This is a genomic window from Streptomyces bobili (genome assembly GCF_002154575.1).
GTDB lineage: Bacteria > Actinomycetota > Actinomycetes > Streptomycetales > Streptomycetaceae > Streptomyces > Streptomyces bobili.
Genome location: NZ_MUBA01000272.1, coordinates 1 through 25,387, shown reverse-complemented (window position 1 = coordinate 25,387; position 25,387 = coordinate 1). Strand labels below are relative to the sequence as shown.

The following is a 25,387-nucleotide window of genomic DNA, read 5'->3' as shown; positions in this document are numbered from 1 at the left end:
AAAGCCCCTGATGGGAGGGGGTATGACGGGAAGGGCCCCGGGGAGTCTCCGCCCCGGGGCCCGTCGGTGTGGTTCATCGCAGGCCGTACGCCCGGATGATCTCGTTCCGGACGCCGAAGCCACCGTCCGTTTCGGCGTTCGCGCGGACCGAGACGAAGCCGCCGGGCTTCTCGGCCGTTCTGAACGAACCGGCCCAGTAGCCGTCGGCGCCCTTGCTGAGGGTCACCTTCCGCCAGGTGGCGCCGTCGTCGTAGGAGACGTCCAGCTGCACCGTGGTGACGGTGCCCGGCACGGTGCCGAGGTCCATCGACACCGGCTTGAGCGCGATTCGCTGGGTCGCGCCGGCCTTGATGTCGCCGTGCAGGTCGGACTCCAGTCGGTAGTCCAGGTTCAGCACCGAGAACGGCTCGAAGGAGTCCGAGTCGACGGTGTCGGACAGGAACGTCCACTCGGTGTGGGTACGCGTGGACAGCCGGAAGACGTCACCGGGACGCTCGGCGTCGAGGACGGCACGGTAGGGCAGGTTGCCCGCCGGCACCTCCACCCACTGCATGTCTCCGCTGACTGGATTGTCGTGGATCAGCGTGTCGCCCTGGAACACCCGCAGGCGGGACGGGGTCTCGCCCCACGGCAGGTAGCCGCCCAGGCGCATGGTGTCGCTGGCGGAGGCCCATGCCTGCACGTTCCAGGTCATGTAGTTCTGCCAGCGGGAGTTGTACACGCCGAAGGACTCGCTCTGGCCGGGCCGGGTCGCCGGAGCGAACCAGTCCAGACGGGTCGTGCTGCCCCTGGTGTACGTGTTGTCGCCCGACACCATCGACCACGGCAGGGCTCTGTCGACGCCCTGCGTGTGGAACTCCCTCCAGACCTGGCCCGGGGTCACCCATTCGGTGCGGGTGCCCGGGTGCCACTCGGGCTCGGGGAAGTTGAACGACGGGCTGAGGGTGAAGTCGGAACGGTAGCCTTCCGCCGGTCCTCCGTCCGTGGCCGAGTAGTAGCGGGCGTCGATCCGGGCGAGGTCGCCCTGGGCCGGCTTGTAGACCAGGGCACGGTCAGGCACCCGGCCGGGATAGTCACGGGTCAGGTCGTAGACGAACGGCGTGTGCTCGGTCTGCCGCACGGTCAGCTTGAGGGTGCCGGCCCCGGCCATCGCGATGAGGGTCCTGCCCGTGTCCCGGTGCACGGTGGCGACCGGGATCGGCGACTCGCCGACGTACTCCATCAGGGCACCTGCACCGTCGTTGACCACGATCAGCGCCTTCGCGCCGGCCGCGACCGCGGCCTCGGCACGCTCCTGCGGCAGCACGTCGTCGCTGCGCTCGACGACCACCACCTTGCCCTTGGCCTCGACCTTCTCGTACCCGGCCGGCGCGCCGGTGCCCGCGTGGACCGCGGTCAGCCGGTCTGTACCGGTGCCCAGGGCGCTGCCCGCCTGCACCAGTGTCTCGAAGCGAAGCCGGTCGCCCGGCGTACTCAGGGCGAGCCGCGGCTCGCCCTTGCGCCAGCGGGTGATCAGCGTGAACTCGCCCCGCGTCATCGGCTTCGTCGGCGCGACGTAGACGTCGTCGTACGACGGCGGCAGCACGTACGCGCTTCGGTAGTCCATGTACGGGTCGAGGCCCTCGTAGTGGACGTTGAAGTCGACCTTGCGCTGACGGTCCTCGGTGCGCTGCGGCGCCTCGGTCCGTAGCAGGCGTGCCTTGCTCGCGTCGAGCACCACGTCCGCGGAGCCGTCCTTCAGCACGGTCTCCGGGGCGACCAGCACGGCCACACCCGAACGGTCCGCCTTCTCGCCCGGCACGTCGAGGTACGCCGCGACGGTGTACACGCCAGGTGCCATGCGCATGGTGGTCGAGCCGTCGACGTGGACGGACCAGGGCCAGGAGTCGCCGGCCAGGTTGATCGCCACCGTTCCGGCGGCGGGCCTGCCGTCCTTGCCGACCAGCTTGATATTGAGGTCGTAGCGCTCCTCCTCCTTGAGCAGCGCCACGGAGGTGCGGGTCACCGGACGCCCGGTGGCCGCGTCGGTGGCCGTCACGTAGCCGGCGTGGCGGCCTGCCGAGGCGGTTTTCGGGTCACCGGTCACCGGGACGGTGGCGGTGCCGCCCGCCGGGACGGTCACCGTGGCGGCTCCCAGCGTGAAGGGGCCGCCGGCCTCGGTCAGCGCCAGGTCCAACGTGACATCGGCCGTGCCGGAGTTGGTGAACGTCAGGCTCTTCGTGACGGCGGCGTCGCCCGGCTCGTGCGGCCAGGTGTGGCTGCCGAAGAACAGAGATCCGGTGCCGCGGACCGTGGCGCGCACGGCGGCGGCCACGTCGAGCCGTCCGGTGCCGACCTCGTACGGCGAAGAGGCGCTGTCGAGTCCCTTCGCGGTGCTCATCAGGTGTTCCTTGAGCTGAGCGCCCGTCCAGTCCGGGTGCTGCTGGGCCAGTACCGCCGCCCCGCCGGCCACATGCGGAGTGGCCATCGAGGTGCCGCTGATGGTGCGGTAGAGACCCTCCCCACCGTCGGTCATCTCCTGCGAGCGGGCCGCGGTGATGTCCACGCCCGGTGCCGCGATGTCCGGCTTCATGCCGCCGGAGTAGGCCAGCGGGCCGGTGCTGGAGAAGGACGCGAGCCGGTCCTGCTTGTCCGTGGCGGCCACGGTCAGCGCCGAGGCGGCAGCGCCCGGGGCGGAGATGCTCTCCGGGCCCGCGTTGCCGGCGGCGATGACGAACAGCGTGCCGTACCGCGCGGACAACGCGTCGACCGCCTGGGACATCGGGTCGCTGCCGTCCGTCGGGTAGGAGTCGCCGAGGCTCATGTTGACGACGTCCGCACCGGACTCGGCCGCCCACTGCATGCCGGCCATGACCCAGGAGTCCTGGCCGTAGCCCTCCGCGCCGCCGAGCACCTTGCCGACGAGCAGGTCGGCGCCGGGGGCGACGCCCTTGTTGTCGCCCCCGGAGGCGGCCCCTGAGCCGACGATCGTGCCGGCCACATGTGTGCCGTGCCCGTTGACGTCGGTGACGGACTCACCCGGCACGAAGCTGGTCGTGCCGTCGATCAGGCCGGCGAGGTCGGGGTGGTCGACGTCGATGCCGGTGTCGAGCACCGCGACCTTGACGCCCTTGCCCGTGTAACCGGCCGCCCAGGCCTCGTTCGCGCCGATCAGCGGCACGCTCTCCTTCAGGTCGGCCCGCACCCTGCCGTCGAGCCACAGCTTCGCCACACCCGCGCCCAACTCCGCGCTGCCCGGCGGCGCGACGCTGGTCCAGAACGTGCGGACCTGCCGCTTGTCGGTGCTGAGCGCGGCACCGCGGATGCTCTTGAGCGCGCGGGTCAGCTTGCTGCCCCGGGGGGCCGGTGGCGGGGTGGCGGAGCGGGACTTCGGCGGGGCGTACGTCGCGATCAGCGGTACCGAGGCCGACTTCGCGTCGTCGTATCCCATCTCGATCAGGTCGCTGACGTTGAACAGCCGCCTGTCGATTCGGTCCGAACTCAGCAGCGAAACCGCCTCGTCCGGGACGACGAACAGGTCACCCTTGATCGCCTGGATCTTCACGCCGCCGACGGCACTGTCCGGCCGGTCGACGTCGGCGGTCTGTTTGCCGTCGGCCATCGTGGTGACCGTGACGACGTCGCCGGTGACCAGGGTGACCGTGTGGGTCGCCGAAGGTCTGGCGGGGACGGTGGGTTTGCTCGGAGCGGCTTGCGCGGGCGCGTGCAGTACCGCGAGCCCCGACGCGAGCAGGGTCACCGCGGCGGCTGCCGAGATCAGCCGCCGGCGCCCGCGCGGGAAGGCGGAAACATGAAGGGGGGAGTGCATGCCATGGGTCTATCGATCACGGAACGCCGTCGTGAAGGCCTCGCGACGGCAAGTCCTCGCCATGGCACATGCTTGTCAGCTGCGTACCGTGCAATCCGGGCGGAAAGACGCGGCGTGGACGCGGGTTCGGTCAGCCGGTGCGCGCCGGCCTGTTCGCCGGCCTCATCGCCCTGCCTGCGCGACTGATGCACACGGCAGGACACGGCCTCACGGGCCTGCCCGTCCGGCCGAGATGCGCCGGGTGCCGACGGGAGTCAGATTGGAGGTATCCGGCCCACCGGACGGAGCCCCTCGGCGGGTAGGCCGGACGACACGGAGGACCTTGTCATGACGACGCACGCGAGCGCGCCCGGTCGACAAGAGAGGACGCACAGCAGTGGTTGGCTGGTGCTCGCCGCCGTCGTCATGCTTTTCAGCGGCATCATGACGCTCCTCGGAGGCATTTCCGCCATTTCCGAGGACGACGTGTTCCTAGCCACGCGCAATGACGTCTACGAGCTCAACCTCACCGGCTGGGGCTGGATCCACCTCGTCCTGGGCATTCTGATGGTGCTCACAGGCGTCGCCCTGTTCTCGGGCGCCACCTGGGCCAGGGCCGTCGGCGTGGGGCTGGCCGGTCTGAGCATGATCGCCAACTTCATGTGGCTTCCCTACACGGCGTGGTGGGCGGTGGTGTTCATCGCTGTCGACGCCCTCGTCACCCGGGGGTTGTGCGTCGCGCCCCGGCCGAGGCGCGACTGACGGCCGGGATCGGCACCCGTGGCACACGAAACAGCGACAGGGGAGTTGCCTCAGCTGGTGCTCGTCGTCGGCGTCGCCGGGTCGGGCAAGTCGACAGTGGGGCGCCTCCTCGCCAAGCGGCTGGACTGGGCGTACCGGGACGGGGACGCATTCCACTCCGACGCCGACCGCGCCAAGATGGCCGCTGGTCACGCCCTCACGGACAGCGACCGGGGGCCGTGGCTCGAAGCGATCGGGGACTGGATGGACCGGGCGATCGCGGCGCATCGGCAGGCCGTTGTGACCTGCTCCGCGCTCAAGCGTGACTACCGGGACAAGCTGCTGGCAGGGCGCCCCGAGGTTCTCCTGGTGTACCTGCACGGCTCGCGCGAACTGCTGGGATCCCGACTGGCCGGGCGGCACGATCACTTCTTCCCGGCAGACATGCTGGGCAGCCAGCTTGCGGACCTCCAGGAGCCCGCGGCCGACGAACACCCCGTGACGGTGGAGATCGACCAGCCTCCGGAGGCCATCGTCACTGCGGTGCTGTCGCTGATGCGCCGGGAATCCGCCTCCGGGAAGCAGCCGGCCGGACCCGCCACCGGGCAGGCCGCCCACACCGTGGTGCGCGACGGCCCCTCCACATCCCTCAGCCCGACAGGCGCGCAGTGGCAGTTGACCCGCGGCGAACAGAGTGCCGTCGTCGTACAGTTGGGCGGCGCCCTGCGTGACTACACGGTGAACGGCAGACCGCTGCTCGACGGGTTCTCCGCCGACTCGGCCATCACGGGCGGGCGGGGCCAACTGCTCGCCCCCTGGCCGAACCGTGTAGGCGGCGGACGCTACCGCTCCGGCGGCCAGGATCTGCAACTCCCCCTGACGGAACCGGAGAAGAACAACGCCATCCACGGACTGCTTCGCTGGAACCTGTGGAACCTGCTCGCCCGCACCACCGACGCGGTGAGAGTCGGCACGACGCTCTGCCCTCAGCCCGGATATCCCTTCCTCCTCGAGGTCTGTGCAGAGTACCGGCTGGGGCCCGAAGGGCTCGAGACAGCCGTCTTCGCCACCAACTCCGGTACTGCCCCCGCACCTTACGGCGTGGGGCAGCACCCCTATCTGACGGTCGGCACCGACCTCGTCGACACCGCGCTGCTGACCGTTCCCGCCCGGTACCTGCTGCGTACCGACGACCAGGGCCTGCCGATCCGCAAGGAGCCCGTCGACGGCACCGTGTACGACTTCCGCACCGCCCGCGCCATCGGTGAGCTGCGACTGGACACCGCCTTCACCGGGCTCGACCGCGACCCCGGTGGCCGGGCCGTCGTGCGGCTGGCACATCCCTCCGGACTGCGGGGTGTCGATCTCTGGCTCGGCGAAGGCACCCGGTATGTACAGGTGTACACGGGCGACACGCTGGCCGAACCCGAACGGTGGCGCCGCGGTGTGACCGTGGAGGCCATGTCCTGTCCGGCGGACGCCTTTCGCAGCGGCACGGATCTCACCCTCCTGGAAGCGGGGGCCACGCACGTGCTCCGGTGGGGCCTCAGCCCATGGGGGACCCTGTGACACCGCCCGCACCCGGTCTGAGCGCGCACGATTTCCGGGCGCTCCACGAGCGACTGCGCCGTGAGGCGGCCCCGTCGACGGTTGACGTTCGGCGTGGCGCACTCTGTCATGTGACGCCCGAGCGTGTGGTGGCGGCGGTCGCGGAACTCCGCCTCGGACGCACGGTGTCGCTGGCCGCTCCGATCGAGACCGTACCGGCCGCCGACGACCCCGAACCCGCCGTGCACCGAATGACCGGACCCGCACCGGGTGACCTCTGCGCGGACGGGCTGCACTTCGCCACCGACCGCTTCGCCATGAACGTGCACGGGGATACGAACAGCCATCTCGACGCCCTCCGCCATGTGGTGTTCGACGGGGAGCTGTACGGCGGGGTGCCCGCCGGCAGCGACACGGCCGACGGTGCCCGTGCGCTCTCCGTGGACCTCGTCAAGGACGGCATCGTCGGCCGGGGCGTGCTGCTGGACATCCCCCGGTTGCGAGGCGTGCCCTGGCTGCGACCGGGCGACCATGTCACGGTGGAGGATCTGACGGCCGCCGAAGCCGCGCAAGGGGTACGCGTCGGACCGGGGGACATGCTGTTCGTCCGGGTGGGCCATCGCCTCCGCCGTACGGAGCTGGGACCTTGGAACGCGGCGACGCATAGGGCCGGGCTCCACCCGACCGCCCTGGGGTTCCTGGCGGAGCGGAAGGTGGCGGTCCTGGGCGGAGACGGCAACAACGACACCGCGCCCAGCGCCGTGGAAGACATCGCCTTCCCCGTGCATGTCCTGGCCATGCATGCCCTGGGCATCCATCTGATGGACTACCTCCAGTTCGAGGACCTGGTGCCGGTCTGCGCGCAGGCCGGGCGCTGGAGTTTCCTGTGTGTGGTCGCCCCACTGCGGCTGCCCGGAGCCACGGGCTCGCCCGTGAACCCGATCGCGGTGCTGTGATCGGGGCGGCCCGGCCGGTGACCGACCTCCGGTCGCCGTTCACTCGGAGGGCGGATACGTTCGAACGGGTGGGACCGCTCGGCCCCGCGATGCGGGATGACAGGGCCTGACGCCAGGTCAGGGCCATGATCACAAGGACGGTGGTCGTTGTGGGCGACGCCCCTCACTACGACGTCATCATCATCGGTACCGGTGCCGGCGGCGGTACCCTCGCCCATCGGCTCGCCCCGTCCGGCAAGCGTGTACTCCTCGTCGAACGCGGCGGCCACCTGCCGCGGGAGCGGGACAACTGGGACTCGACGGCCGTGTTCGTCAAGGGCAAATACCGGGCACCGGAGTTCTGGATCGACCGGGACGGGAACGAGTTCCCTCCCGAGGTCAACTACTACGTGGGGGGCAACACCAAGTTCTACGGCGCGGCCCTCTTCCGGCTGAGGCCCGAGGACTTCGGCGAACTCCGTCATCACGGCGGCCTCTCTCCCGCCTGGCCGATCGGATACGAGGAGCTGGAGCCGTACTACACGCAGGCCGAGCACCTCTACCTCGTACACGGACGCCATGGCGAGGATCCCGGCGAGGGGCCGGTGAGCGCGCAGTACGCCCATCCGCCCGTGGAGCACGAGCCGCGGATCCAGCAGTTGAGCGACGACCTCGAGAAGCGTGGTCTGCACCCCTTCCACCTGCCGATCGGTGTCAATCTCAGCCAGGACGGCGGGGGAGGGGCCACCCACTCCAGCGTCTGCATCCGATGCGACCGGGTGGACGGCTTTCCGTGTCTCGTGCGTGGCAAGTCCGACGCCGAAGTCATCTGCGTCGAGCCGGCCCTGCAGCACCCCAACGTCGAGATGGTCACGAACACGCACGTGCTCCGCCTGGAGACCGATGCGAGTGGACGCAGTGTCAGCGCGGTCGTCGGCCGGCTCCCCGACGGCTCGGAGGTCCGGTTCACGGCGGACGTGGTGGTCGTCTCCTGCGGGGCGGTCAACTCCGCGGCACTGCTGCTGGCCTCGGCGAACGAGCACCATCCCGGTGGACTCGCGAACAGCTCCGACGTGGTCGGCCGCTTCTACATGCGGCACAACAACCTGGCCCTGATGGCGGTGTCGAAGGAGCCCAACGACACCCGGTTCCAGAAGACCCTGGCCCTGCACGACTGGTACCTCGGTGCGGATGACTGGGACTACCCGCTCGGCGGCATCCAGATGCTGGGCAAGTCGGACGCCGAGCAGATCCACGGCGAGGCCCCGCGATGGGCCGGTGCGATCACACCGGACGTGCCGTTCGAGGTGCTGGCGCATCATGCCGTCGACTTCTGGCTGTGCGGCGAGGACCTCCCGCTGGCCGACAACCGGGTCACCCTCGACGGCGACGCACGTATCCATCTCGCTCTCGACGAGAAGAACAACGTCGAAGGCCTCAAGCGGCTGAGGCACAAGCTGCAAGGGATGCTCGGCCACCTGGGCATGCACGAGCACCACCTGCTGTCCCACAGCATCTATCTCCACAAGGGAATGCCGATCGGAGCGACGGCGCACCAGGCCGGCACCGTACGCTTCGGCACCGACCCGGCCGCCTCCGCGCTGGACGTCAACTGCAAGGCCCACGACCTGGACAACCTCTATGTCGTCGACACGAGCTTCTTCCCGAGCATCGGCGCGGTCAACCCGTCCTTGACGGCCATCGCCAATGCCCTGCGGGTCGGCGACCACCTCGTGGCCCGCCTGAGCTGACGCCGGGGGGCCGATGGCCCGATCGGGCGAAGATACTCGGCGGAACGGCCCAACGGTGGTGCTCCCGACATGTTGCCCGCCGTGGCCGGTGATTGCGTGACCTCCGCGCCGGGCGGACCGGAGCCGCACAGTCAGGGAGGCAGAGCATCATGGATTCCACCGTAGAAGCACCGCGGGGTGTGATCCCGACAGATCTGCTGAAGGGCCAGAAGGCACTGGTCACCGGCGCCAATTCGGGCATCGGCAAGGCCACGGCCCTCGGTCTGGGCCGGGCCGGCGCGGACGTGGTCGTGAACTACGTGGCAGGTCGTGAAGACGCCGAGGAAGTGGTCAAGGAGATCACCTCCTTCGGGGTGCGCGCGGCGGCCTACGAAGCCGACGTGTCCCAGGAGGACCAGGTCACGGCCATGACGGACCGGATGGTCCAGGAATTCGGGACGATCGACATCCTGGTCGCCAACGCCGGTTTGCAGCGGGACGCCCGGTTCACCGAGATGACCCTCGGCCAGTGGCAGAAGGTCCTCGACGTCAACCTCACCGGCCAGTTCCTCTGCGCGAGGGAGGCGACCAGGGAATTCCGGCGCCGCGGAGTCGTCCCCGAGGTGTCGCGTTCGGCCGGGAAGATCATCTGTATGAGTTCCGTGCACCAGCTCATCCCCTGGGCGGGCCACGTCAACTACGCCTCCTCCAAGGGCGGCGTGCAGATGATGATGCAGACCCTGGCCCAGGAGCTCGCACCGGAGAAGATCCGGGTGAACGCGGTCGCCCCCGGGGCGATCAAGACGCCGATCAACCGCAGCGCCTGGGAGACGCCCGAAGCCCAGGAGGCTCTGCTGAAGCTGATTCCGTACGACCGGATCGGCGACCCCGATGACATCGCGCACGCCGTGGTCGCACTCGCGTCGGACCTTATGGACTACGTGGTGGGAACCACCCTGTACGTCGACGGCGGAATGACCCTCTTCCCGGGGTTCGCCACCGGCGGCTGATGGTCTACCGGACCGTCAAGAACAGCAAAGGCAAAGGCGTATATGCCCACCTCGTTCCACCTGCTGGCGGACGCCCCGGCGCAACTTCTGCCGGCACGGGAACTCATGGCGTTCACTCTCGCGTCCCACATCATCCTGGTGCCGCTGGGCGTCGCCCTGCCCTTCATCACGTTGGTCATGCACTATCGCGGGCTGCGACGCAACGACGCCACGGCGCTGCTCCTGGCGCGGCGCTGGTCGGCCGTCATGGCGGTACAGTTCGCGCTCGGCATCGTCACCGGCACGGTGCTCTCCTTCGAGTTCGGCCTCCTGTGGCCCGGCCTGATGGGCAGGTGGGGCGACGTCTTCGGCATCGGATTCGGTGTCGAAGCCTGGGCGTTCTTCCTCGAGGCCGTGCTCATCGCCATCTATCTTTACGGATGGCGGCGACTGAAGCCCCGCACGCACTTCCTGCTCGGGCTGCCCCTGCCGGCCGCCGCACTGCTCGGGGCGTTCGGCATTCTGGCCGCCAACTCCTGGATGAACACGCCACAGGGCTTCTCCCTCGATCCCGAGGGCAACCCGGTCGACGTGAACGTCTGGAAGGCGATTTTCACACCGATGTTCGGGCCGCAGTACTGGCACTTCGTGGTCGCGATGATCATCACGGCGGGCTTCATGGTGGCCGGTGTCTACGCCGTGGGCTGGCTGCGCGGCCGCCGGGACCACTACCACCGGCTCGGTTTCGCCGTTCCGTTCACCATCGCCGCGGTGGCCACCCCGGTGCAGTTCGTCCTGGGCGACTCCATCGCCCGGTCGGTGTTCCACAAGCAGCCGGTGAAGTTCGCCGCGATGGAGATCGTCTGGAAGACCGACACCCGGGTACCGGAGTACCTGTTCGGGCGCCTGCAGGAGGACGGCACCGTCTCGGGCGGCATCAAGATCCCGCTGCTCGACTCCGTACTGGCCGGATTCAGCCCGGACACCAAGGTGGTGGGACTGACCTCCGTCCCGGCGGACGAGCGTCCCACGGCCACTCAGGCGACCATCGCCCACTGGGCCTTCGACATCATGGTCCTGATCGGGTCGGCCCTCGTGCTGCTCGCCCTCTGGTACGGACTGATCTGGCTACGGCACCGCCGACTGCCCGCCTCGGCGTGGTTCTACCGCTCCGCGGCCTGTGCGGGCGTCGGCTCCGTCGTGGCCGTCGAGTGCGGCTGGATCGCCACCGAGGTGGGACGCCAGCCCTGGATCGTCTACCAGAACATGCGGGTCGCCGACGCGGTGACGTCGACCCGCTCCACCAGCCTGTGGATCATGCTCGGCGTGGTGATGGTGGTGTACGTCCTCCTCTTCGGGTCGTTCCTCGTCGTCCTGCTCAAGATGCGCACGCGCTGGCGGCTCGCCGACGAGCAGCGGGCCACGGGAGGTGCGGCCCACGTACCGGAGGCGGACACCCCCTACGGGCCTCGGGCACCCCTCCCCGCCGGGGGCGGAGCCGCTCGGGCCGAGGACGGCCGCCCGTGACCGCCGACCTCATCGCCGTGGTGCTGCTCCTCGCCGTGGCCGCGTACGCCTGTGCGGGCGGCACGGACTACGGGGCCGGGTTCTGGGACCTGACGGCCGGGGGCGCGGAACGCGGCAAGCGTCCCCGGTGGCTCATCGACCACGCCATGGCCCCCGTATGGGAGGTCAACAACGTCTGGCTGATCTTCGTTCTCGTCATCATGTGGACCGGTTTCCCGACCCTCTTCCAGACCGTGTTCTCCGCCATGTGGCTCCCGCTGGCGCTGGCCGCCATGGGCCTGGTCCTGCGTGGCGCCGGCTTCGCGTTCCGCAAGCCTTCCCGGCGGCTCGTCGACCGACGGCTGTACGGTGCGGTGTTCGCGGTGGCCTCGGTCGTCACGCCGTTCTTCCTCGGTACCGCCGTCGGCGGGGTCGCGTCGGGCCGGGTGGCGCAGGGCACGGAGGCATCGGCGAACGCCTGGGCCAACCCCACCTCCCTGATGTTCGGACTCGTCGCCATCGCGACCACGGCCTTCCTCGGCGCGGTGTTCCTCACGGGGGACGCCCGCCGGTTCGACGCCCCCGATCTGGTCGGCTACTTCAGGGCGCGGGCACTGGGCGGTCTCGCGGTCCTCACCGTCCTGGCGGTGATCACCGGCTTCGTCACCCATGAGGACTCACCGCATGTATGGCACGGACTCACCCACGGTCTGGGGCTGTTCTTCGTCGTCGTGGCCGGGGCGGCCGCACTCGTGACAGCCCTGCTGCTCCTGCGGACGCCGGGCACGTGGGTGCGCCTCGCGGCGGTCGGAGTCGTCGCGTCCGCCGTCATCGCCTGGGGCATGGCCCAGCGCCCGTACCTCGTCCCCACCTCGCTGACCGTGGCCGACGCCGCGGGATCACCCGCCACGCTCACCTGGCTGGCGATCGTCACCCTGGTGGCCCTGCTGCTCGTCGTGCCGGCCGTCGTCCTCCTGTACTGGCTCGACACCCACGGTGAGCTGCAAGAACTCACCGAAGCCGAGCTCGGAGAAGGAGACGGCGAAGGGTGACGGCGACCTTCGCGGCGGCTGATCGTCCCAGCCCGCGTCGGGTAACTGCCCTAGCCCCCGGACTCCGACGAAGGAAGCCGCAGTGACCGACGACGAGATCCTCCTCGGATTCGCCCTGACAGTGGTGCTCGCCACCGGCTCGCAGATCCTGGCGAGCAAACTGCGGGTCCCGGCCCTCATCATCCTGCTGCCGGCCGGGTTCGCCGCCGGCGCGGCGACGGACGTCATTCACCCGGACAAGTTGCTGGGAGCGAACTTCTCGGCCCTGGTGTCGCTGTCCGTCGCGGTGATCCTCTACGACGCCGGTCTGGGTCTCGACCTGCGCAAACTCGCCCACCACACCCGGGGGATCGTGGGCAGGCTGCTGCTGTACGGCGTGCTGCTCACCTTCTTCGTCACGGCGGCGGTGTCACCGGCGCTGTTCGACATGCCGCTGCGCGTGGCCGCGATGCTCGGGGTGATCCTCGTCGTGTCGGGGCCCACCGTCGTGGGTCCGCTGCTCGACTTCGTCAGGCCGAGCGACAAGGTGCGACGCATCCTGATCTGGGAGGGGACGCTGACCGACCCGATCGGTGGCATCCTCGGCGCGCTGACCTTCCACGCGATCGCCTCCGCGCATCAGGTTGACATCGGCCGGGGGTACCAGCTGGGACAGTTCGCCCTGAGCCTGGCCGTCGGCCTGGTCGGCGGGGCCGCGGGAACCGCGCTCCTGTGGCTCGCCCTGCGCGTCCTGCGGCTCGGCGAGACCCTGGGCACGCTGGCCCAGCTCGCCACCGTGATCGCCGTATCGGCGGGCTGCGACATCGTGCGGGACGACACGGGGCTCATCGCCGCGATCGTCACGGGACTGGCCGTCGCCAACCTCCGCGGGTTCGACATGCCCGCGCGGCGTCCCTTCTTCGAGACCCTGGTCCAGCTCGTCATCGGGCTGCTGTTCATCTCCATCTCCTCCACCGTCACCCCGGCCTCCCTGGTGCCGGTCCTGCTCCCCGCGCTCGTCCTCGTCGCGATCCTCGTCCTGGTGGTCCGGCCGGTGGTCGCCTTCGCCGCCTCCGCGCGCACGGATCTCTCCCAGGGGGAGCGCGCCTTCATCGGGTGGATGGACCCACGCGGCATCGTCGCGGCGGCCACGGCGTCGGCCTTCTCCGCCGGCCTGGTCGACCGGGGAGTGAGCGGGGCCGCGAGGATCCTTCCGGTCACCTTCCTGGTGATCGTGGGAACCGTCCTGCTGTACGCGCTGACGGCCGCTCCGGTCGCCCGGCGGCTGCGGGTCGTCAAGAAAGCGGGCACGCGCGTGCTTCTGGTGGGCGGCGAGCCGTGGGTGGTCGACCTGGGAAGGGCCCTGCGGTCCGCCGGGCCCGACATGCTGATGTGGGCGGGCCGCGAGGAGGAGCGGGAACGGATCAAGGCAGCGGGGATCGAGCTGGCCAAGGGTGATCTCCTGGCCACTGCCATCAACCCCGGGGCGCGGCTCGAGGGAGTGACGGCGGTGTTCCTGGCCACCGACGACGACGACTTCAACGCGCTCGCCGCGGTCGTGATGCAGGACAACGTCGAAGGGCCCGTCTACCGGGTCGGACCACCGCACGGCAGCCATGGCGTGGTCGCGCCCTACACCGGCGGCGACATCCTCTTCGGTCCCTCCCTCGTCCGTCACGTCCTGGCGGAGCGCTACGAGCGGGGCGCCCGGTTCGTGGTGCGGCCCGCCTCCTCGCCATTGCCGCCGGAGCACGACACCCTTTTCGTCGTGCGGGCCGACCGCCGTCTGGTCCCGGTCACCGAGCGGCAGCGAACCGTCCCGCAGGCGACGGACACCCTCGTCCTCCTCGGTCCTGTCCCGGCGGACGCCGGACAGCGAACCTCCCGCGGACCTCGGGTACCTTAAGTCCCGATGCCGCGCGCTCCGTTGAGCTTCGCGTCCAAGGTGATCGCCGCGTCGATCAGAGCCAGGTGCGTGAAGGCCTGCGGGAAATTGCCCAGCTGTTGTCCCGTCAGCCCGATCTCCTCGGAGTACAGGCCCAGGTGGTTGGCGTAGGTGAGCATCTTCTCCAGCACCAGCCGGGCCAGGTCGGTGCGTCCGGCCCGCGCCAGGGCGTCGACGTACATGAACGTACACAGGGAGAAGGTCCCCTCGGAGCCGCGCAGCCCGTCGGGTGACGCCTCGGGGTTGTAGCGGTAGACCAGGCTGTCGCTGACCAGTTCCTGGTCCATCGCGTCCAAGGTGGACTTCCACATCGGATCGTCCGGCGTGATGAAGCCGACCGTCGGCATACGCAGCAGCGACGAGTCGAGCACGTCCTCGCCGTAGTGCTGCACGAAGGCCTGCTTCTTCGGGTCCCATCCGCGGCTGAGCACCTGCGCGTAGATCTCGTCACGCGCCTCCACCCAGCGGCCGCGGGCCGCGGGGCGGCCGTCGTCGCCGGCGATGCGAATGGCGCGGTCGAAGGCCACCCAGGACATCACTCGGCCGTAGGTGAAGTCCTTCCTGCCGCCACGGGTCTCCCACAGCCCTTCTCCGGGCTGGTCCCAGTGGTCGACCAGCCAGTCGAGGAGGGTGTGCAGCGCCTTCCAGCCCCCGGTGTCGAGGTGCATGCCGTGCTGGTGCGCGAAGTAGATGCTGTCGAGCGCCTCCCCGTAGATGTCCAGCTGCAACTGGGTCGCCGCTCCGTTGCCGATGCGGACCGGGGCCGAGCCGCGGTACCCCTCCCAGTGGTCCAGGGTCTCCTCGACCATGTCGGAGGAGCCGTCGACGCGGTACATGATGTTCAGCGGCCCGGTGCCGTCTCCCTGGCCCGCCTCTTCCTTCACGCGGTCGTGGAGCCAGCTGATGAACGACGCGGCCTCTTCCTTGAACCCCAGGCCCAGCAAGGCGTACACCGAGAACGACGCGTCACGGATCCAGGTGAAGCGGTAGTCCCAGTTGCGCTCTCCCCCCAGTTGCTCGGGCAGAGCCGTCGTGGGCGCGGCGACCAGGGCGCCGGTCGGCGCGTAGGTCATGAGCTTCAGCGTGATGGCTGAGCGCTCGACGGCTTCCCGCCAACGGCCCGTATAGGTGGACTGGCTCAGCCAGGAGCGCCAGAACCGAACCGTGTCGTCGAACAGTTCCTCGAACTCCGCGAGGCGGACCTCCCGCGGCGGGCCGTCCGGGTAGGACTCCATGACCAGGCCGCGCTGCTGCCCGGCTCGCAGCGTCAGGGTGAAACGCAGGTCCTTGTCACCCGAGAGGATGTTCAGCAGCCGCTCGTCCTGCGGTTCACGGACGGCGTGGACGGCGAGGTCCATGTCCTCCGAGGTGAACAGGGCCCCGTGCTCCAGGATGTGCAACTCGTGCGGCTTACGGCCGTAGTCGAAGCGCGGAGCGATCTCGCCCTCGAACGTCATGCTGCCCCGGACACAGCGCAGCATGCGGACCAGACGGTGTCGGTCCGTCGTCGTGGTGCCGGTCACCGGCATGAAGTCGACCACCTCGCCCGCCCCGGCCTCCGTCATGAAACGCGTGACCAGAACGGCGGTGTCCGGGTGGTAGAGCTGTTTGGTCGTGTACGTCTCGGCGGCCGGCCTGACGGTGAAGTGCCCGCCCTCGCGCCGGTCGAGCAGAGCACCGAAGACGCTGGGCGAATCGAAGCGCGGACAGCAGAACCAGTCGATCGTCGCATCGGTGGTGACCAGCGCCGCGGTCTGCAGATCACCGATGAGACCGTGGTTCTCGATCAGGGAGTAGTCGTCCATCCTGGACCCCTTTCGGCCCCGGTCGTCAAGCGTAGGCCAGCGAGGTCCTCCCGTCCTGGCGAGGCAGTACCGCCAGGTGGCGGCGGGGTCCGCTGCGCCATTGCGGCGACGGCCCTACCGTGAGGCGACACGTGTGTCTCATGAGCACCGGATCCCTCCGGGTAAGGGGGCCTGACGTGGGTGTGCCGATGTCCTGGGCGGCCAGGTTCCGTTTGCGGCAGTACATCAAGGCGAGTCTGTGGATCGTGCCGATGTTCGGTCTCGTTCTCGGCGTCCTCCTCGCCGAACTGGCTCTCGCCGTGGACCGTACCGACTGGCCGCCGAGCGGCTGGCACTACTCCGCGACGACGGCGGGCGACGTGCTCACCGCCATCGTCGGGGCGATGGTGGCGCTGCTCGGATTCGTCGTCACCATCGGCGTACTCGTCGTGCAGCAGGCGACGGGAACCCTGTCTCCCCGCTACATGCGCCTGTGGTACCGGGACCGGCTGCAGAAGGCGGTGCTGGCGACCTTCACCGGGACGTTCGCGTTCGCGTTCTCCTTGCTGCGCAGCATCGAATCGACCTCCGTCCCGGACCTCGGGGTCACCCTGGCCGGCGTGGCGGTGGCCGTCAGCCTCGTGCTCCTGCTCATCTACCTCAACAGGTTCACCCACAGCCTCAGACCGGTGGCCATCGCCGAGTTGGTCGCGCGGATGGGCGAGCACGTGTTCACGACCGAGGCCGCGGCGATCCGGGGAGCGGCGCCGCGCGACGACGCGACCGTGCCGTCCGGCGGCGACGCAACCCTGCCGTCCGATGGTCCGGTGATGCTCATCCGTACCAGGCAGGGTGGAGCCATCCAGGCGTTCAGTGCGGCCGGGCTGGTCGCGAAGGCGGCACGTCACGACTGTGTCTTCGTCGTGACCCGGCTGATCGGGGACTTCGTACCGGCCGGCACCGTCCTCGTCGAGGTCCACGGGGGGACGTCGGCACCGGACCCGGACCGGGTGACCGGCCTCGTGGCCCTCGGGGCCGAGCGCACCATCGAACAGGACCCTGCCTTCGCCCTGAGAATTCTTGTCGACATCGCCATCAGGGCGCTCTCTCCGGCCGTGAACGACCCGACGACCGCGGTGCAGGTGATCAACCACGTGGAGTCGCTGCTGCACACGGTCGGCAGTGCGCGGCTGCCCGGTCGTTATGTCCTGGCCGACCGCGACGGGCACTCCCGGCTCGTGCTGCCGGGCCGTGACTGGGAGAACTACCTGCGGCTCGCCGTCTGCGAGATCCGTGACTACGGAGCTTCGTCCGTGCAGATCTGCCGACGACTCCGCGCCATGCTCGAAGGCCTGCTCGACACATTGCCGCCGTCCCAGCACCCCGCTGTGCGGGCCGAGTTGAGTCTGCTGCAGGAGTCGATCGAGCGAGAGTTCCCCGACGCGGCCCGCAGGGCCATCGCGCAGGGTGCCGACCGCCAGGGCATCGGCGGGCAGGTTCGTCCTCCCTGAGCTGGTCCGGGCCCGCGGTCCGCTCAGAGTTCCAGGATGCGGCCCTTCTGGGCCGCGAACTCGGCCTCGGACAGGACCCCTTGCTCCTTGAGCTGCGAGAGCTCCTTCAACTGGGAGATCTTCGTGTCCATCGACGCCGCGGCCGCGGGCTCGGGGGGAGGCGCGGGGGCGGCGTAGACCTGCTGGTTCGGCGCCGCGGCGGGCTGCTTGTAGTCCTGCTGCGCCCATCGGCCGGCCTGGCGTCGTGACACGCGGTTGGATACGGCGGTGGCGGTGCCGGAGATGACTGCGGTGCGGGCGACCCCGCGGAGTAGACCAGGCATGGCAGCTGTCCTTGTCGTCGGTCGGGCGTCGGCCGCTAGGCCCTGACAGGGCCTAGGAGGCGGACCGGGCCTCGGCGGCCTCCAGGGTGAGCAGGAGGTCCTCGGTCGGGATCCTGCCGTTGGCCACCATCCTGGCTCCGCTGCGGCGCAGGGCCGTTGCCAGCGGTGCGGCCCACAGGTTCTCGTACACGATGACGCCCGCGGAGTTGCCGGGTTCGAGAACGGCGGCGGCCTCCTCCAGGTCGTCGTCGCCGAGCAGGCCCGAGGAGGCGCCCTCGAACACGGACAGGTCGAGCTGCCCGTCGCCGTCCATGTCGGCGAGCTTGAGCGCTCTGACCGAGCCGTCCTCGTCCTTGCGGACGAAGGACAGGTCCAGGACCCGGATGATGTGCCGGTCGACGAGGTCGAGCAGGAGAGGCAGGCCTTCGCCGGTCATGCGGTTACCGGGGAACTCCAGGATCAGGTAGTCGACAGGTCCCATCTCGGAGAATTCGTCGACGCTCATACCGACTCCTCGCCTGGCGGTCCGCCGCCTTCGATGGTCCGCCGCCTTCGGCGGTGCGCCGGCCGAGCCCTGCCGACCGCGCTCATTGCCGCCTCCAATTCCAACACCGCGGGACCTCGCACGCACCTTCGGGACGGACGGCTGCGGGCCACCGCCGGCCGGCGAGTTCGCGGAAGTGCCTGTCTGTCGGTCGGCCGGAAGCAGAGGCAAGGCCTCGGGTCGTGTCCTTGGCGGGCTAGGCGGTGTGGACGGCGTGTCCGAAGCGGAGCAGGTTCTGGGGGTCGTAGGCCGTCTTGTCCGCGCACAGACGTGAGTACACCTCCGGGGTCCAGGCGCGGGCCCGGTCGGTGTCGTCGCCGGGGCGGCCGTGGAGGTTGACCATGGTGCGGCCGGTTCCGTAGGGCAGCAGGGCGGTGTACAGGGCGACGGTGGCGGCCTCCACGGCCCTGGCCGCGTCCGGGTCCGGCAGGACGCCCACCGACTCCACCAGGTAACCGGCGTCGCGGGCGCAGATCGCGTCCCCGGTGGGGCCGGGCCGGGCCAGCGCGCCGCCCATGTGCCGCAGCCCGACCAGCAGCAGCGGGTAGTCGGGCGCCGCCGCCGGGCCGCACTGGCCGAGGAAGGCGGCGATGACGTCCGGCGTCAGGTCGCGCAGCAGGGTGCACGACTCCCGTGCCGGGAGGGGGTCCTGCGGATCTATGTGGATGGCGTCGACCTCTGTGTACGGCATGTCGTGCACCGTGTCGAGGACGACCGGCGCCGCCGCCCGGATGGGGGCGAGGAGGGCGTCGCCCTCCGCCGGGTCGCCGGGCCAGGCGATGGCGACGCGGGCGAAGAAGCCGCCGCGCAGTGGCTCGGGGATCTGCGGCAGTGGCGGCATGCGCAGCACGGTGAACGTGCTGCACATCCGCTCCGGGACCGTGCGTGTCCAGTCGGCCCAGGCGGTCAGCAGGGCTCCGGCGTGTTCGCCGGGGCAGAAGACGCCGCCGCCGAGGACGCGGGACAGCGGGATCAGCTCGGTGACCATGTCGGTGACCACGCCGACGTTGCCCTTACCGCCGCGCAGGGCCCAGAACAGTTCGGGTTCCTCGATGTCACTGGCCGTGCGGAGAGTGCCGTCGGGGGTGACGACGTGGAAGGAGCGGACCATGTCGGCGGCGTAGCCGTAGGCCCGGCCCAGCACCGGCAGGCCTCCGCCCACGGTGTAGCCGACGGCTCCGGCGTCGGTCGAGGTGCCGTTGAGGGCGGCGAGACCGTGCGGGGCGGCGGCATCGAGGACGTGCCGCCACTTCGCACCGGCGCAGATCGTCGCCCTGCGCACGGCCGGGTCGATCCTGACGTCCGTCATGCGCGCGGTGTTGATCAACAGGCCGCTGTCGACGGGTGAGTTGGCCCCGTGGCCGGTGGCCTGCACGGCGACGGGCGTGCCGGTGGCGGCGGCCCAGCGCATCGCGGCCACCACGTCGCCGGTGCCGGTCGCCCCGACCACCACGTTCGGACTGTGCCGTACGGCCAAATTGAAGCCGGTCAGTTCGGCGTCGTAGCCGTCGTCGCCGGGGTGCAGTACCGGCCCCTGGATCCGGGAGAGGGCGAACAGATCGGGGGCGTTGCTCGTAGTCATCACGTACTCCGCGTGCTCCGTGCGTTCGGGAAAGCTTCGGGCTCCGAGGGGGGCTTCGGCTCCGGTTCCGAAGGGGGCTTCGGCTCCGAAAGGAGTGCAGCGGCTGCGGTCAGACGTCGGTGGGGAGCGGCGGGTGAGAGGCCGTCGGTTTCCGGGGGTCGCTCCGCGCGGTCCGCGCGGGGCCCGATGCGGGCGTCATCTCTCAGCATGGTCCCGCCCAGGGCGCCGCGCACGCGGGCGGGCGGGTGGAGGACTTGCTTGCGCCTTGTCGTCTTACGTGCGTAATATTATGAACATAATTTCAAGTGGCCATCGCAGGGATGGCGCCGCCCCGGATCTCGGCAAGGCCGATTTCCGCGGATTTCCGGGACGACCGGAACGCGTCGCAAGACATGGGCGCCACCCGCGTCGCGGCGACGGCCGGATCGCTGCCCGGCCGCGCGGATACCGGTGGACGGTCATGACGCTACGCGCTTGCTGGGTATGGGAAAGTGAACGCAGAGGGGTCGTGGGTGCGTTCCGAGCCCTGTGTCAGGATCTTTCTGGGCGCACTGCCACGCCTGACACCCGGCGAGTGAGGAACATGATGGCCACGACAGCCGGCTACGCGCGGACGGCGACCGATGACTGATGCCCCCGCGGTCGGGATTCTCGCCGACGTCCACCGGGGCGTCGGCCGGATCCTTTTGAACCGGCCCAAGGCGCTCAACGCCCTGACCACAGACATGGTCGCCGCCATCGACCGGGTGCTCGCCGGGTGGGAGCGCACGCCGCTGTCCGCCGTGGTGCTCGCCAGTACCAGCACGAAGGCGTTCTGTGCCGGCGGAGACATCCGCACGATCCGCGAGCACAGCCTGGCCGGGGACGCCGAGGCCAGTGAACGGTTCTTCGCCTCCGAGTACCGGCTCAACGCCCGGATCGCGGAGTATCCCGTGCCGGTCGTCTCGCTCATCGACGGCCTGTGCATGGGCGGCGGTCTCGGTCTTTCCGTCCACGGCGGCTTCCGCGTCGTCACCGAGCGCGCGGTGCTGGCCATGCCCGAGACCGCGATCGGGTTCTTCCCGGACGTCGGGGCCAGCTACTTCCTGCCGAGGCTGCCCGGTGCGATCGGCATGTACCTGGGTCTGACCGGGCACCGGCTCGACGCGGCCGACGCCCTGTACACGGGACTGGCCACGCACTTCGTCCCCGCGGACAGGCTCGACGCGGTCGGCGATGCCCTGGCCGGCAGCTCCGGCGACCCGGTGGACGTGGTCCTGAACCGCCTCGCCGGCCGTTCCCCGGTCGAGGAGAGCGGGCTGGCGCAGGTACGCGGAGAGGTCGACTGGGCGTTCGGCGCACCGGCCCTCGGTGGGATCGAGAAACGGCTGCGCCACCTCGGCTCACCCTGGGCGGCAGCCGCCTCGCTCGCCCTGGAGTCCGCCTCGCCGCAGAGCCTGGAGATCACTCACGCCCTGCTCGCCGGTGGCAGGCAGCGCACGTTGCGCGAGTGCCTCGCCGCCGAACTCGCCCTCACGCGTACGACGGTCCGCACGCCGGACTTCCTGGAGGGCGTCCGTGCGGCCCTGGTCGACAAGGACCGCACTCCCGTCTGGCGACGAGCGTCACCCGGCGGCCCGACGCTGCCGTCCTGAGCGTGTCCGCCGTGAGCATGGTCGGAGGGAAGCGCTTGGCGCGCGGTGTCGCGAGCAGGCGTAAGCCGCCGGCCGCCGGCGTACGGCATGCGCATCGGGATCGGTATCGGCATCGGGACGCCTGCCTCAGCGGCTCCGCGCGACCGCGGTCGCGGTGGATCGCGCGCGGGTGTCGGCGGCCCCTGCGGTGACCGTGCCGGACGGAGGGTCTGTGACCGGCACCGTCTCAGTCGTTGCCGGGCACCATCGAGACCACGACCTTCCCGGCCTTGGTACGGCCCTGCTCGACGTGCGCCATCGCTTCGAGCGTCCGGTCGAACGGGAAGGTGCTGTCGATGACCGGGCGGAGCTTCCCGCTGTCGTAGAGGGCACCGAGTTCGCGGAGCTGGGAGCCGTTGGCCTCCATGAAGAAGAACTGGTAGCGCACGCCCAGCGTCTTCGCCTGCTTGCGCACGTTGCGGCTGAGGAAGCTCATCACCGCGGCGATGAACGAGGGGGCGCCGAGCTGTTTGGCGAAGCCGGCGTCCGGCGGGCCGACGACGCTGATGGCCAGGCCGCCCGGCTTCAGCACGGTCAGCGACTTTTCGAGGTTCGCTCCGCCCAGGGAGTCGAGCACCAGGTCGTACCCGGACAGCACCTTCGAGAAGTCCTCCTTGGTGTAGTCGACGACGACGTCGGCACCGAGGCTCCTGACCAGCTTCTCGCTGCGGGTGTTCGCGGTCGTGGCCACGGTGGCGCCGAGGTGCTTGGCGAGTTGGATGACCGTCGAGCCGAGGCCACCGGCACCGGCGTGGACGAGCACCTTCTGTCCGGGCTTCACGTCGGCACGGTCGACGAGGACCTGCCAGGCGGCCAGGGCCACCAGCGGCACCGCGGCTGCCTCCTGGAGGGTGAGGGAGGCCGGCTTGGGCGCCACGTCGTCCATGTCGATCGCGATGAACTCCGCGAAGCCTCCGATCCGCAGGTCGCGAGGACGGGCGTAGACCTCGTCGCCGACCTCGAAGCCGTGTACGGCGGGGCCGACCCGGGTCACGACACCGGCCACGTCGTGGCCGAGCGTGAACGGAGGCTTGTACTTGAGGAGCTGCTTGAACTCCCCGTTCCGGACCATTTTGTCCAGCGGGTTGATACTGGAGGCGCTCACTCTGACCAGGACGTCACGGTCTCCGACGGTGGGTTCGGGTACCTCCGCGGCGCGTGCGCCGTCCTTGCCGTACTTCTCGACGACGAATGCCTTCATGCCGGCCGCCTTTCTGGGTGGTGGTGCGGTGGTCGATGCCGATTCCTCGCGCAAGTTCCCCTGCGCGCCCGTTTCTCGTGTGCGGCCGGGTTGACGTGTTGGCGACGACGCTACTTCCTGAGTATATGAAAGTAAACTCAGGTGAGGCTGGAATCACCCGTACGGATGCCAGGGCGGCCGAAGCGGGCGATCACGGCTGCTGTGGGCCGGCGCACGCTGCCCTGTGCGCGCCGCGCCGCACCTCGGCGGCAGGGAGCGGATCGAGTGCGTCCTGGGCGATCGGGCATGGGGGCGTCGCCGCGGGCGGGCGCGCGGGTGGCCGGCCGTCGGTCGGCGCGGCTGCGGCTCGCTCGGCCGTCTCTCGCCAAAGTGTGCGGCTGCGGCTGGGCCGCCGCAGCCGCAAGGCCCGTCAAGGCTCCGGGTCAGGATGCGGGCGGTGCGGTCACGGCTTTGTGGGTCGACTCAAGGATCTTGTCCGACAGTTCCGTGCCCGCCGTGGCCCGCGCGAGGAGGAGCGCTCCGACCAGGGTGGCCACCACGGGAAGGCCGTCGTCGGAGTCGGTCGCCATCCATGCGGCGAAGTGCTCGACCCCGGTCGCGTACGTCTCGCGCACCTCCTCGGCCGTGGGCTCGCGAGCCACGTCACCCGCGAATCCCGCGGTGGGGCAACCCGTGCCGGGCTGGTCGCGGTGCTCGGTCGACAGGTAGTAGTCGACGAGGGCGCCGCGCGCCGTGTCGTGATCGCCGTGATCCGTGTCGAATGACGCGAGGAGCAGGTCCAGGTCCCCGAAAGCGGCTTGAGCCGCCTCGGCGACCAGGGCCTCCTTGGAGGCGAACTGCTTGTAGAAGCCGCCCGTGGTCAGCCCGATGGACTTCATCAGATCGGCGACGCTGATGCCGTTCACGCCGCGCTCCCGGAAGAGCTGGGAGGCCGCGGCGACCGCGCGCCTGCGGTTCTCGATCGCTTGTGCCTGGGAAACGCGACTCATCAGTCACCTGCCCACGATAGATAGTAATTCGCATCTATCGTATCCGAAGCGCCGGGCCGCCGGTTGTGACGGCCTCGGGATCGCCTGCCTTTTTTCCTGGCCCGCACTCGCATCGGGCCCGGCCTGCCGTCGTGCGTGGAGCTGTTCCAGGGCGCGGGCGCGCACGCGGTGGTGCGACCCCGCCCACCTCGATCTGCCGGCGACAAGGCCGCCCGCCGGTGGGGTCGTTGACTGGAACCGATTAGATAGTTATCGTAATCTAAGTGAGGGCGACGGTTCGGCCCTGCTCACCCGCCAGACCAGAAATGAGATCCACCCATGACCACGCAGAACAAGACCGCTGTCGTCACCGGCGCGTCCGCCGGCCTGGGAACCGCTTACGCGCAGCGGCTTGCCGACCGTGGCTACGACCTGATCCTGGTGGCCCGGAACACCGCGCGGCTGGAGACACTGGCGTCGGACATCCGCAGCCGCACGGGCCGCGCTGTCGATGTCGTCACCGCCGACCTCACCGACGCGGCACAGATCTCCGTGGTCGAGGAGCGGCTGAGGACCGACGAGAGCATCGAGATACTCATCAACAATGCCGGCGGTGCGCTGCTCACCCCACTGACCGGCTCCGACGCGGCGGCCTACGAGGCGCTGATCAACCTCAACGTGACAGCGTTGACCAGGCTGACCATCGCCGTCCTGCCGGGGCTGAAGGCCCGCGGGCACGGCACCGTGGTGAACATCTCCTCTGCCATGGCTCTCAACATCCTGCCCGTCAGCGCCGTCTACAGCGGCACCAAGAGCTACGTGCTGACGTTCACCCAGGCCCTGCAGCAGGAACTCGCCGAGAGCCCCGTCACCGTTCAGGCCGTGCTGCCGGGCGCTGTCCGCACCGAACTCTGGGACGGCTCCGGCGTCGACCTCGAAGCGTTCCCCGACGAGTGGGTCATGAGCGTGGACGACGCCGTCGACGCCGCGCTCGCCGGCCTCGACGCGGGGGAGCCCGTCACCATCCTGTCGCTGCCGGAAATCAGCGACTGGGAGTCGTTCGAGAAGGCACGCCAGGCGCTCGTCCCGAACCTGTCGCAGAAGGTCCCGGCCGCCCGCTACCGCGGCTGACCGCTACCCCGACTCCAGGGCCGTAGTCACCTTGTGTCAACGGCCCCCGCGCAACGGCCCCTTGCGGCTACGGACGTCCGGACGCAACGGGTCCGTGCCGGTCACCGCGTACGTGCCGCTCCCGGCAGTCCCACCTGTCACAGCTCTCACCCTTATGCAAGGAAGCATCCATGTCGAACGCCCTGTGGAACCCGATCGTCGTCGGAGAGATCTCCCTGCCGCACCGACTGGCGATGGCGCCCATGACGCGGGACCGGTCCACGCCGGAAGGCGTACCCACCGAGCTGAACGCCGAGTACTACGCCCAGCGCGCCTCCCACTCCTTCATCATCACCGAGGGCACCCAGCCCAACGCCGACGGGCAGGGCTACATCCTCACCCCCGGCATCTACTCCGAGGAGCACATCGCCGGCTGGCGCACGGTCACCGACGCCGTGCACAAGGCCGACGGACGCATC

The 25,387-nt window shown here is 69.9% G+C and carries 19 protein-coding genes; 12 read left to right on the top strand and 7 right to left on the bottom strand.

Annotated elements, in window-relative coordinates; translation table 11 throughout:
- Positions 1-73 precede the first annotated feature (73 nt).
- Positions 74-3,808: a S8 family peptidase gene (locus BZL64_RS22095; protein ID WP_086770933.1), complete on the bottom strand. Its 3,735-nt coding sequence runs from the start codon at positions 3,806-3,808 to the stop codon at positions 74-76.
- A gap of 327 nt (positions 3,809-4,135) precedes the next feature.
- Between BZL64_RS22095 and BZL64_RS22090 the strand changes: the two genes are divergently transcribed.
- The 8 genes from BZL64_RS22090 to BZL64_RS22055 all read left to right on the top strand — a co-directional run bounded on the left by BZL64_RS22090 (position 4,136) and on the right by BZL64_RS22055 (position 14,173).
- Positions 4,136-4,549, top strand: coding sequence for a DUF7144 family membrane protein (locus tag BZL64_RS22090; RefSeq protein ID WP_086770932.1), 414 nt, complete (start codon positions 4,136-4,138; stop codon positions 4,547-4,549).
- Positions 4,550-4,567: 18 nt separating this feature from the next.
- Entirely contained in the window at positions 4,568-6,097 is a 1,530-nt protein-coding gene (locus BZL64_RS22085) for a gluconokinase, GntK/IdnK-type (RefSeq protein ID WP_086770931.1), read from the top strand.
- Positions 6,098-6,114: 17 nt separating this feature from the next.
- On the top strand, positions 6,115-7,032 hold the full coding sequence (locus BZL64_RS22080; RefSeq protein WP_086770949.1) for a cyclase family protein: 918 nt from the start codon (positions 6,115-6,117) through the stop codon (positions 7,030-7,032).
- A gap of 125 nt (positions 7,033-7,157) precedes the next feature.
- The gene (locus BZL64_RS22075; protein ID WP_244205437.1) at positions 7,158-8,762 is read left to right on the top strand and encodes a GMC oxidoreductase; all 1,605 of its coding nucleotides are present in this window, start codon (positions 7,158-7,160) and stop codon (positions 8,760-8,762) included.
- 149 nt (positions 8,763-8,911) lie between these two features.
- The gene (locus tag BZL64_RS22070) at positions 8,912-9,751 is read left to right on the top strand and encodes an SDR family oxidoreductase (RefSeq protein WP_086770929.1); all 840 of its coding nucleotides are present in this window, start codon (positions 8,912-8,914) and stop codon (positions 9,749-9,751) included.
- Between the two features lie 42 nt (positions 9,752-9,793).
- Positions 9,794-11,257 carry a cytochrome ubiquinol oxidase subunit I gene (locus tag BZL64_RS22065; RefSeq protein ID WP_086770928.1) on the top strand — a complete coding sequence of 488 codons (1,464 nt, stop codon included), beginning with the start codon at positions 9,794-9,796 and terminating at the stop codon, positions 11,255-11,257.
- Positions 11,254-12,288 (top strand): cytochrome d ubiquinol oxidase subunit II, encoded by a 1,035-nt coding sequence (locus tag BZL64_RS22060; RefSeq protein WP_086770927.1) that lies wholly within the window; start codon positions 11,254-11,256, stop codon positions 12,286-12,288. The genes BZL64_RS22065 and BZL64_RS22060 overlap by 4 nt, the downstream gene beginning before the upstream one ends.
- A gap of 82 nt (positions 12,289-12,370) precedes the next feature.
- Positions 12,371-14,173: a cation:proton antiporter gene (locus BZL64_RS22055; RefSeq protein ID WP_086770926.1), complete on the top strand. Its 1,803-nt coding sequence runs from the start codon at positions 12,371-12,373 to the stop codon at positions 14,171-14,173.
- Here the strand turns inward: BZL64_RS22055 and BZL64_RS22050 are convergent.
- Complete coding sequence (locus BZL64_RS22050; protein WP_086770925.1) at positions 14,170-16,017, bottom strand: glycoside hydrolase family 15 protein; 1,848 nt, start codon at positions 16,015-16,017, stop codon at positions 14,170-14,172. The two genes, BZL64_RS22055 and BZL64_RS22050, sit on opposite strands and share 4 nt — an antisense overlap.
- 176 nt (positions 16,018-16,193) lie before the next feature.
- Between BZL64_RS22050 and BZL64_RS22045 the strand changes: the two genes are divergently transcribed.
- Positions 16,194-17,507 (top strand): DUF2254 domain-containing protein, encoded by a 1,314-nt coding sequence (locus BZL64_RS22045; protein WP_244205436.1) that lies wholly within the window; start codon positions 16,194-16,196, stop codon positions 17,505-17,507.
- A gap of 23 nt (positions 17,508-17,530) precedes the next feature.
- Here BZL64_RS22045 and BZL64_RS22040 read toward each other — a convergent pair whose 3' ends face one another.
- The 3 genes from BZL64_RS22040 to BZL64_RS22030 all read right to left on the bottom strand — a co-directional run bounded on the left by BZL64_RS22040 (position 17,531) and on the right by BZL64_RS22030 (position 19,956).
- Positions 17,531-17,830 carry an SHOCT domain-containing protein gene (locus BZL64_RS22040; RefSeq protein ID WP_086770924.1) on the bottom strand — a complete coding sequence of 100 codons (300 nt, stop codon included), beginning with the start codon at positions 17,828-17,830 and terminating at the stop codon, positions 17,531-17,533.
- A 52-nt stretch (positions 17,831-17,882) separates the two neighbouring features.
- Complete coding sequence (locus BZL64_RS22035; RefSeq protein WP_208639491.1) at positions 17,883-18,335, bottom strand: DUF6325 family protein; 453 nt, start codon at positions 18,333-18,335, stop codon at positions 17,883-17,885.
- A gap of 235 nt (positions 18,336-18,570) precedes the next feature.
- Positions 18,571-19,956, bottom strand: a complete 1,386-nt coding sequence (locus tag BZL64_RS22030) for an FAD-binding oxidoreductase (RefSeq protein ID WP_086770923.1) — start codon at positions 19,954-19,956, stop codon at positions 18,571-18,573.
- Between the two features lie 623 nt (positions 19,957-20,579).
- Here BZL64_RS22030 and BZL64_RS22025 point away from each other — a divergent pair.
- Positions 20,580-21,590: an enoyl-CoA hydratase/isomerase family protein gene (locus BZL64_RS22025; protein WP_086770922.1), complete on the top strand. Its 1,011-nt coding sequence runs from the start codon at positions 20,580-20,582 to the stop codon at positions 21,588-21,590.
- 226 nt (positions 21,591-21,816) lie between these two features.
- Here the strand turns inward: BZL64_RS22025 and BZL64_RS22020 are convergent, their stop codons facing one another.
- Together BZL64_RS22020 and BZL64_RS22015 are read right to left on the bottom strand one after the other, a co-directional pair.
- Entirely contained in the window at positions 21,817-22,830 is a 1,014-nt protein-coding gene (locus BZL64_RS22020; RefSeq protein ID WP_086770921.1) for an NADP-dependent oxidoreductase, read from the bottom strand.
- A gap of 422 nt (positions 22,831-23,252) precedes the next feature.
- Positions 23,253-23,819, bottom strand: coding sequence for a TetR/AcrR family transcriptional regulator (locus BZL64_RS22015; protein WP_086770920.1), 567 nt, complete (start codon positions 23,817-23,819; stop codon positions 23,253-23,255).
- A gap of 318 nt (positions 23,820-24,137) precedes the next feature.
- Here BZL64_RS22015 and BZL64_RS22010 point away from each other — a divergent pair, with 318 nt between their 5' ends.
- A complete protein-coding gene (locus tag BZL64_RS22010; protein ID WP_086770919.1) occupies positions 24,138-24,929 on the top strand; it encodes an SDR family NAD(P)-dependent oxidoreductase in 792 nt (263 codons plus the stop codon).
- A gap of 170 nt (positions 24,930-25,099) precedes the next feature.
- Positions 25,100-25,387: oxidoreductase (locus BZL64_RS22005; RefSeq protein ID WP_483025103.1), on the top strand; the 288-nt coding region annotated here is incomplete at its 3' end.

Excerpts from the sequence above, each read along its gene's own strand:
- BZL64_RS22095 (WP_086770933.1), bottom strand. The coding sequence starts at position 3,808 with ATGCACTCCCCCCTTCATGTTTCCGCCTTCCCGCGCGGGCGCCGGCGG.
- BZL64_RS22090 (WP_086770932.1), top strand. The coding sequence starts at position 4,136 with ATGACGACGCACGCGAGCGCGCCCGGTCGACAAGAGAGGACGCACAGC.
- BZL64_RS22075 (WP_244205437.1), top strand. The coding sequence starts at position 7,158 with ATGATCACAAGGACGGTGGTCGTTGTGGGCGACGCCCCTCACTACGAC.
- BZL64_RS22070 (WP_086770929.1), top strand. The coding sequence starts at position 8,912 with ATGGATTCCACCGTAGAAGCACCGCGGGGTGTGATCCCGACAGATCTG.
- BZL64_RS22065 (WP_086770928.1), top strand. The coding sequence starts at position 9,794 with ATGCCCACCTCGTTCCACCTGCTGGCGGACGCCCCGGCGCAACTTCTG.
- BZL64_RS22050 (WP_086770925.1), bottom strand. The coding sequence starts at position 16,017 with ATGGACGACTACTCCCTGATCGAGAACCACGGTCTCATCGGTGATCTG.
- BZL64_RS22040 (WP_086770924.1), bottom strand. The coding sequence starts at position 17,830 with ATGCCTGGTCTACTCCGCGGGGTCGCCCGCACCGCAGTCATCTCCGGC.
- BZL64_RS22035 (WP_208639491.1), bottom strand. The coding sequence starts at position 18,335 with ATGAGCGTCGACGAATTCTCCGAGATGGGACCTGTCGACTACCTGATC.
- BZL64_RS22030 (WP_086770923.1), bottom strand. The coding sequence starts at position 19,956 with ATGACTACGAGCAACGCCCCCGATCTGTTCGCCCTCTCCCGGATCCAG.
- BZL64_RS22025 (WP_086770922.1), top strand. The coding sequence starts at position 20,580 with ATGACTGATGCCCCCGCGGTCGGGATTCTCGCCGACGTCCACCGGGGC.
- BZL64_RS22020 (WP_086770921.1), bottom strand. The coding sequence starts at position 22,830 with ATGAAGGCATTCGTCGTCGAGAAGTACGGCAAGGACGGCGCACGCGCC.
- BZL64_RS22015 (WP_086770920.1), bottom strand. The coding sequence starts at position 23,819 with ATGAGTCGCGTTTCCCAGGCACAAGCGATCGAGAACCGCAGGCGCGCG.
- BZL64_RS22010 (WP_086770919.1), top strand. The coding sequence starts at position 24,138 with ATGACCACGCAGAACAAGACCGCTGTCGTCACCGGCGCGTCCGCCGGC.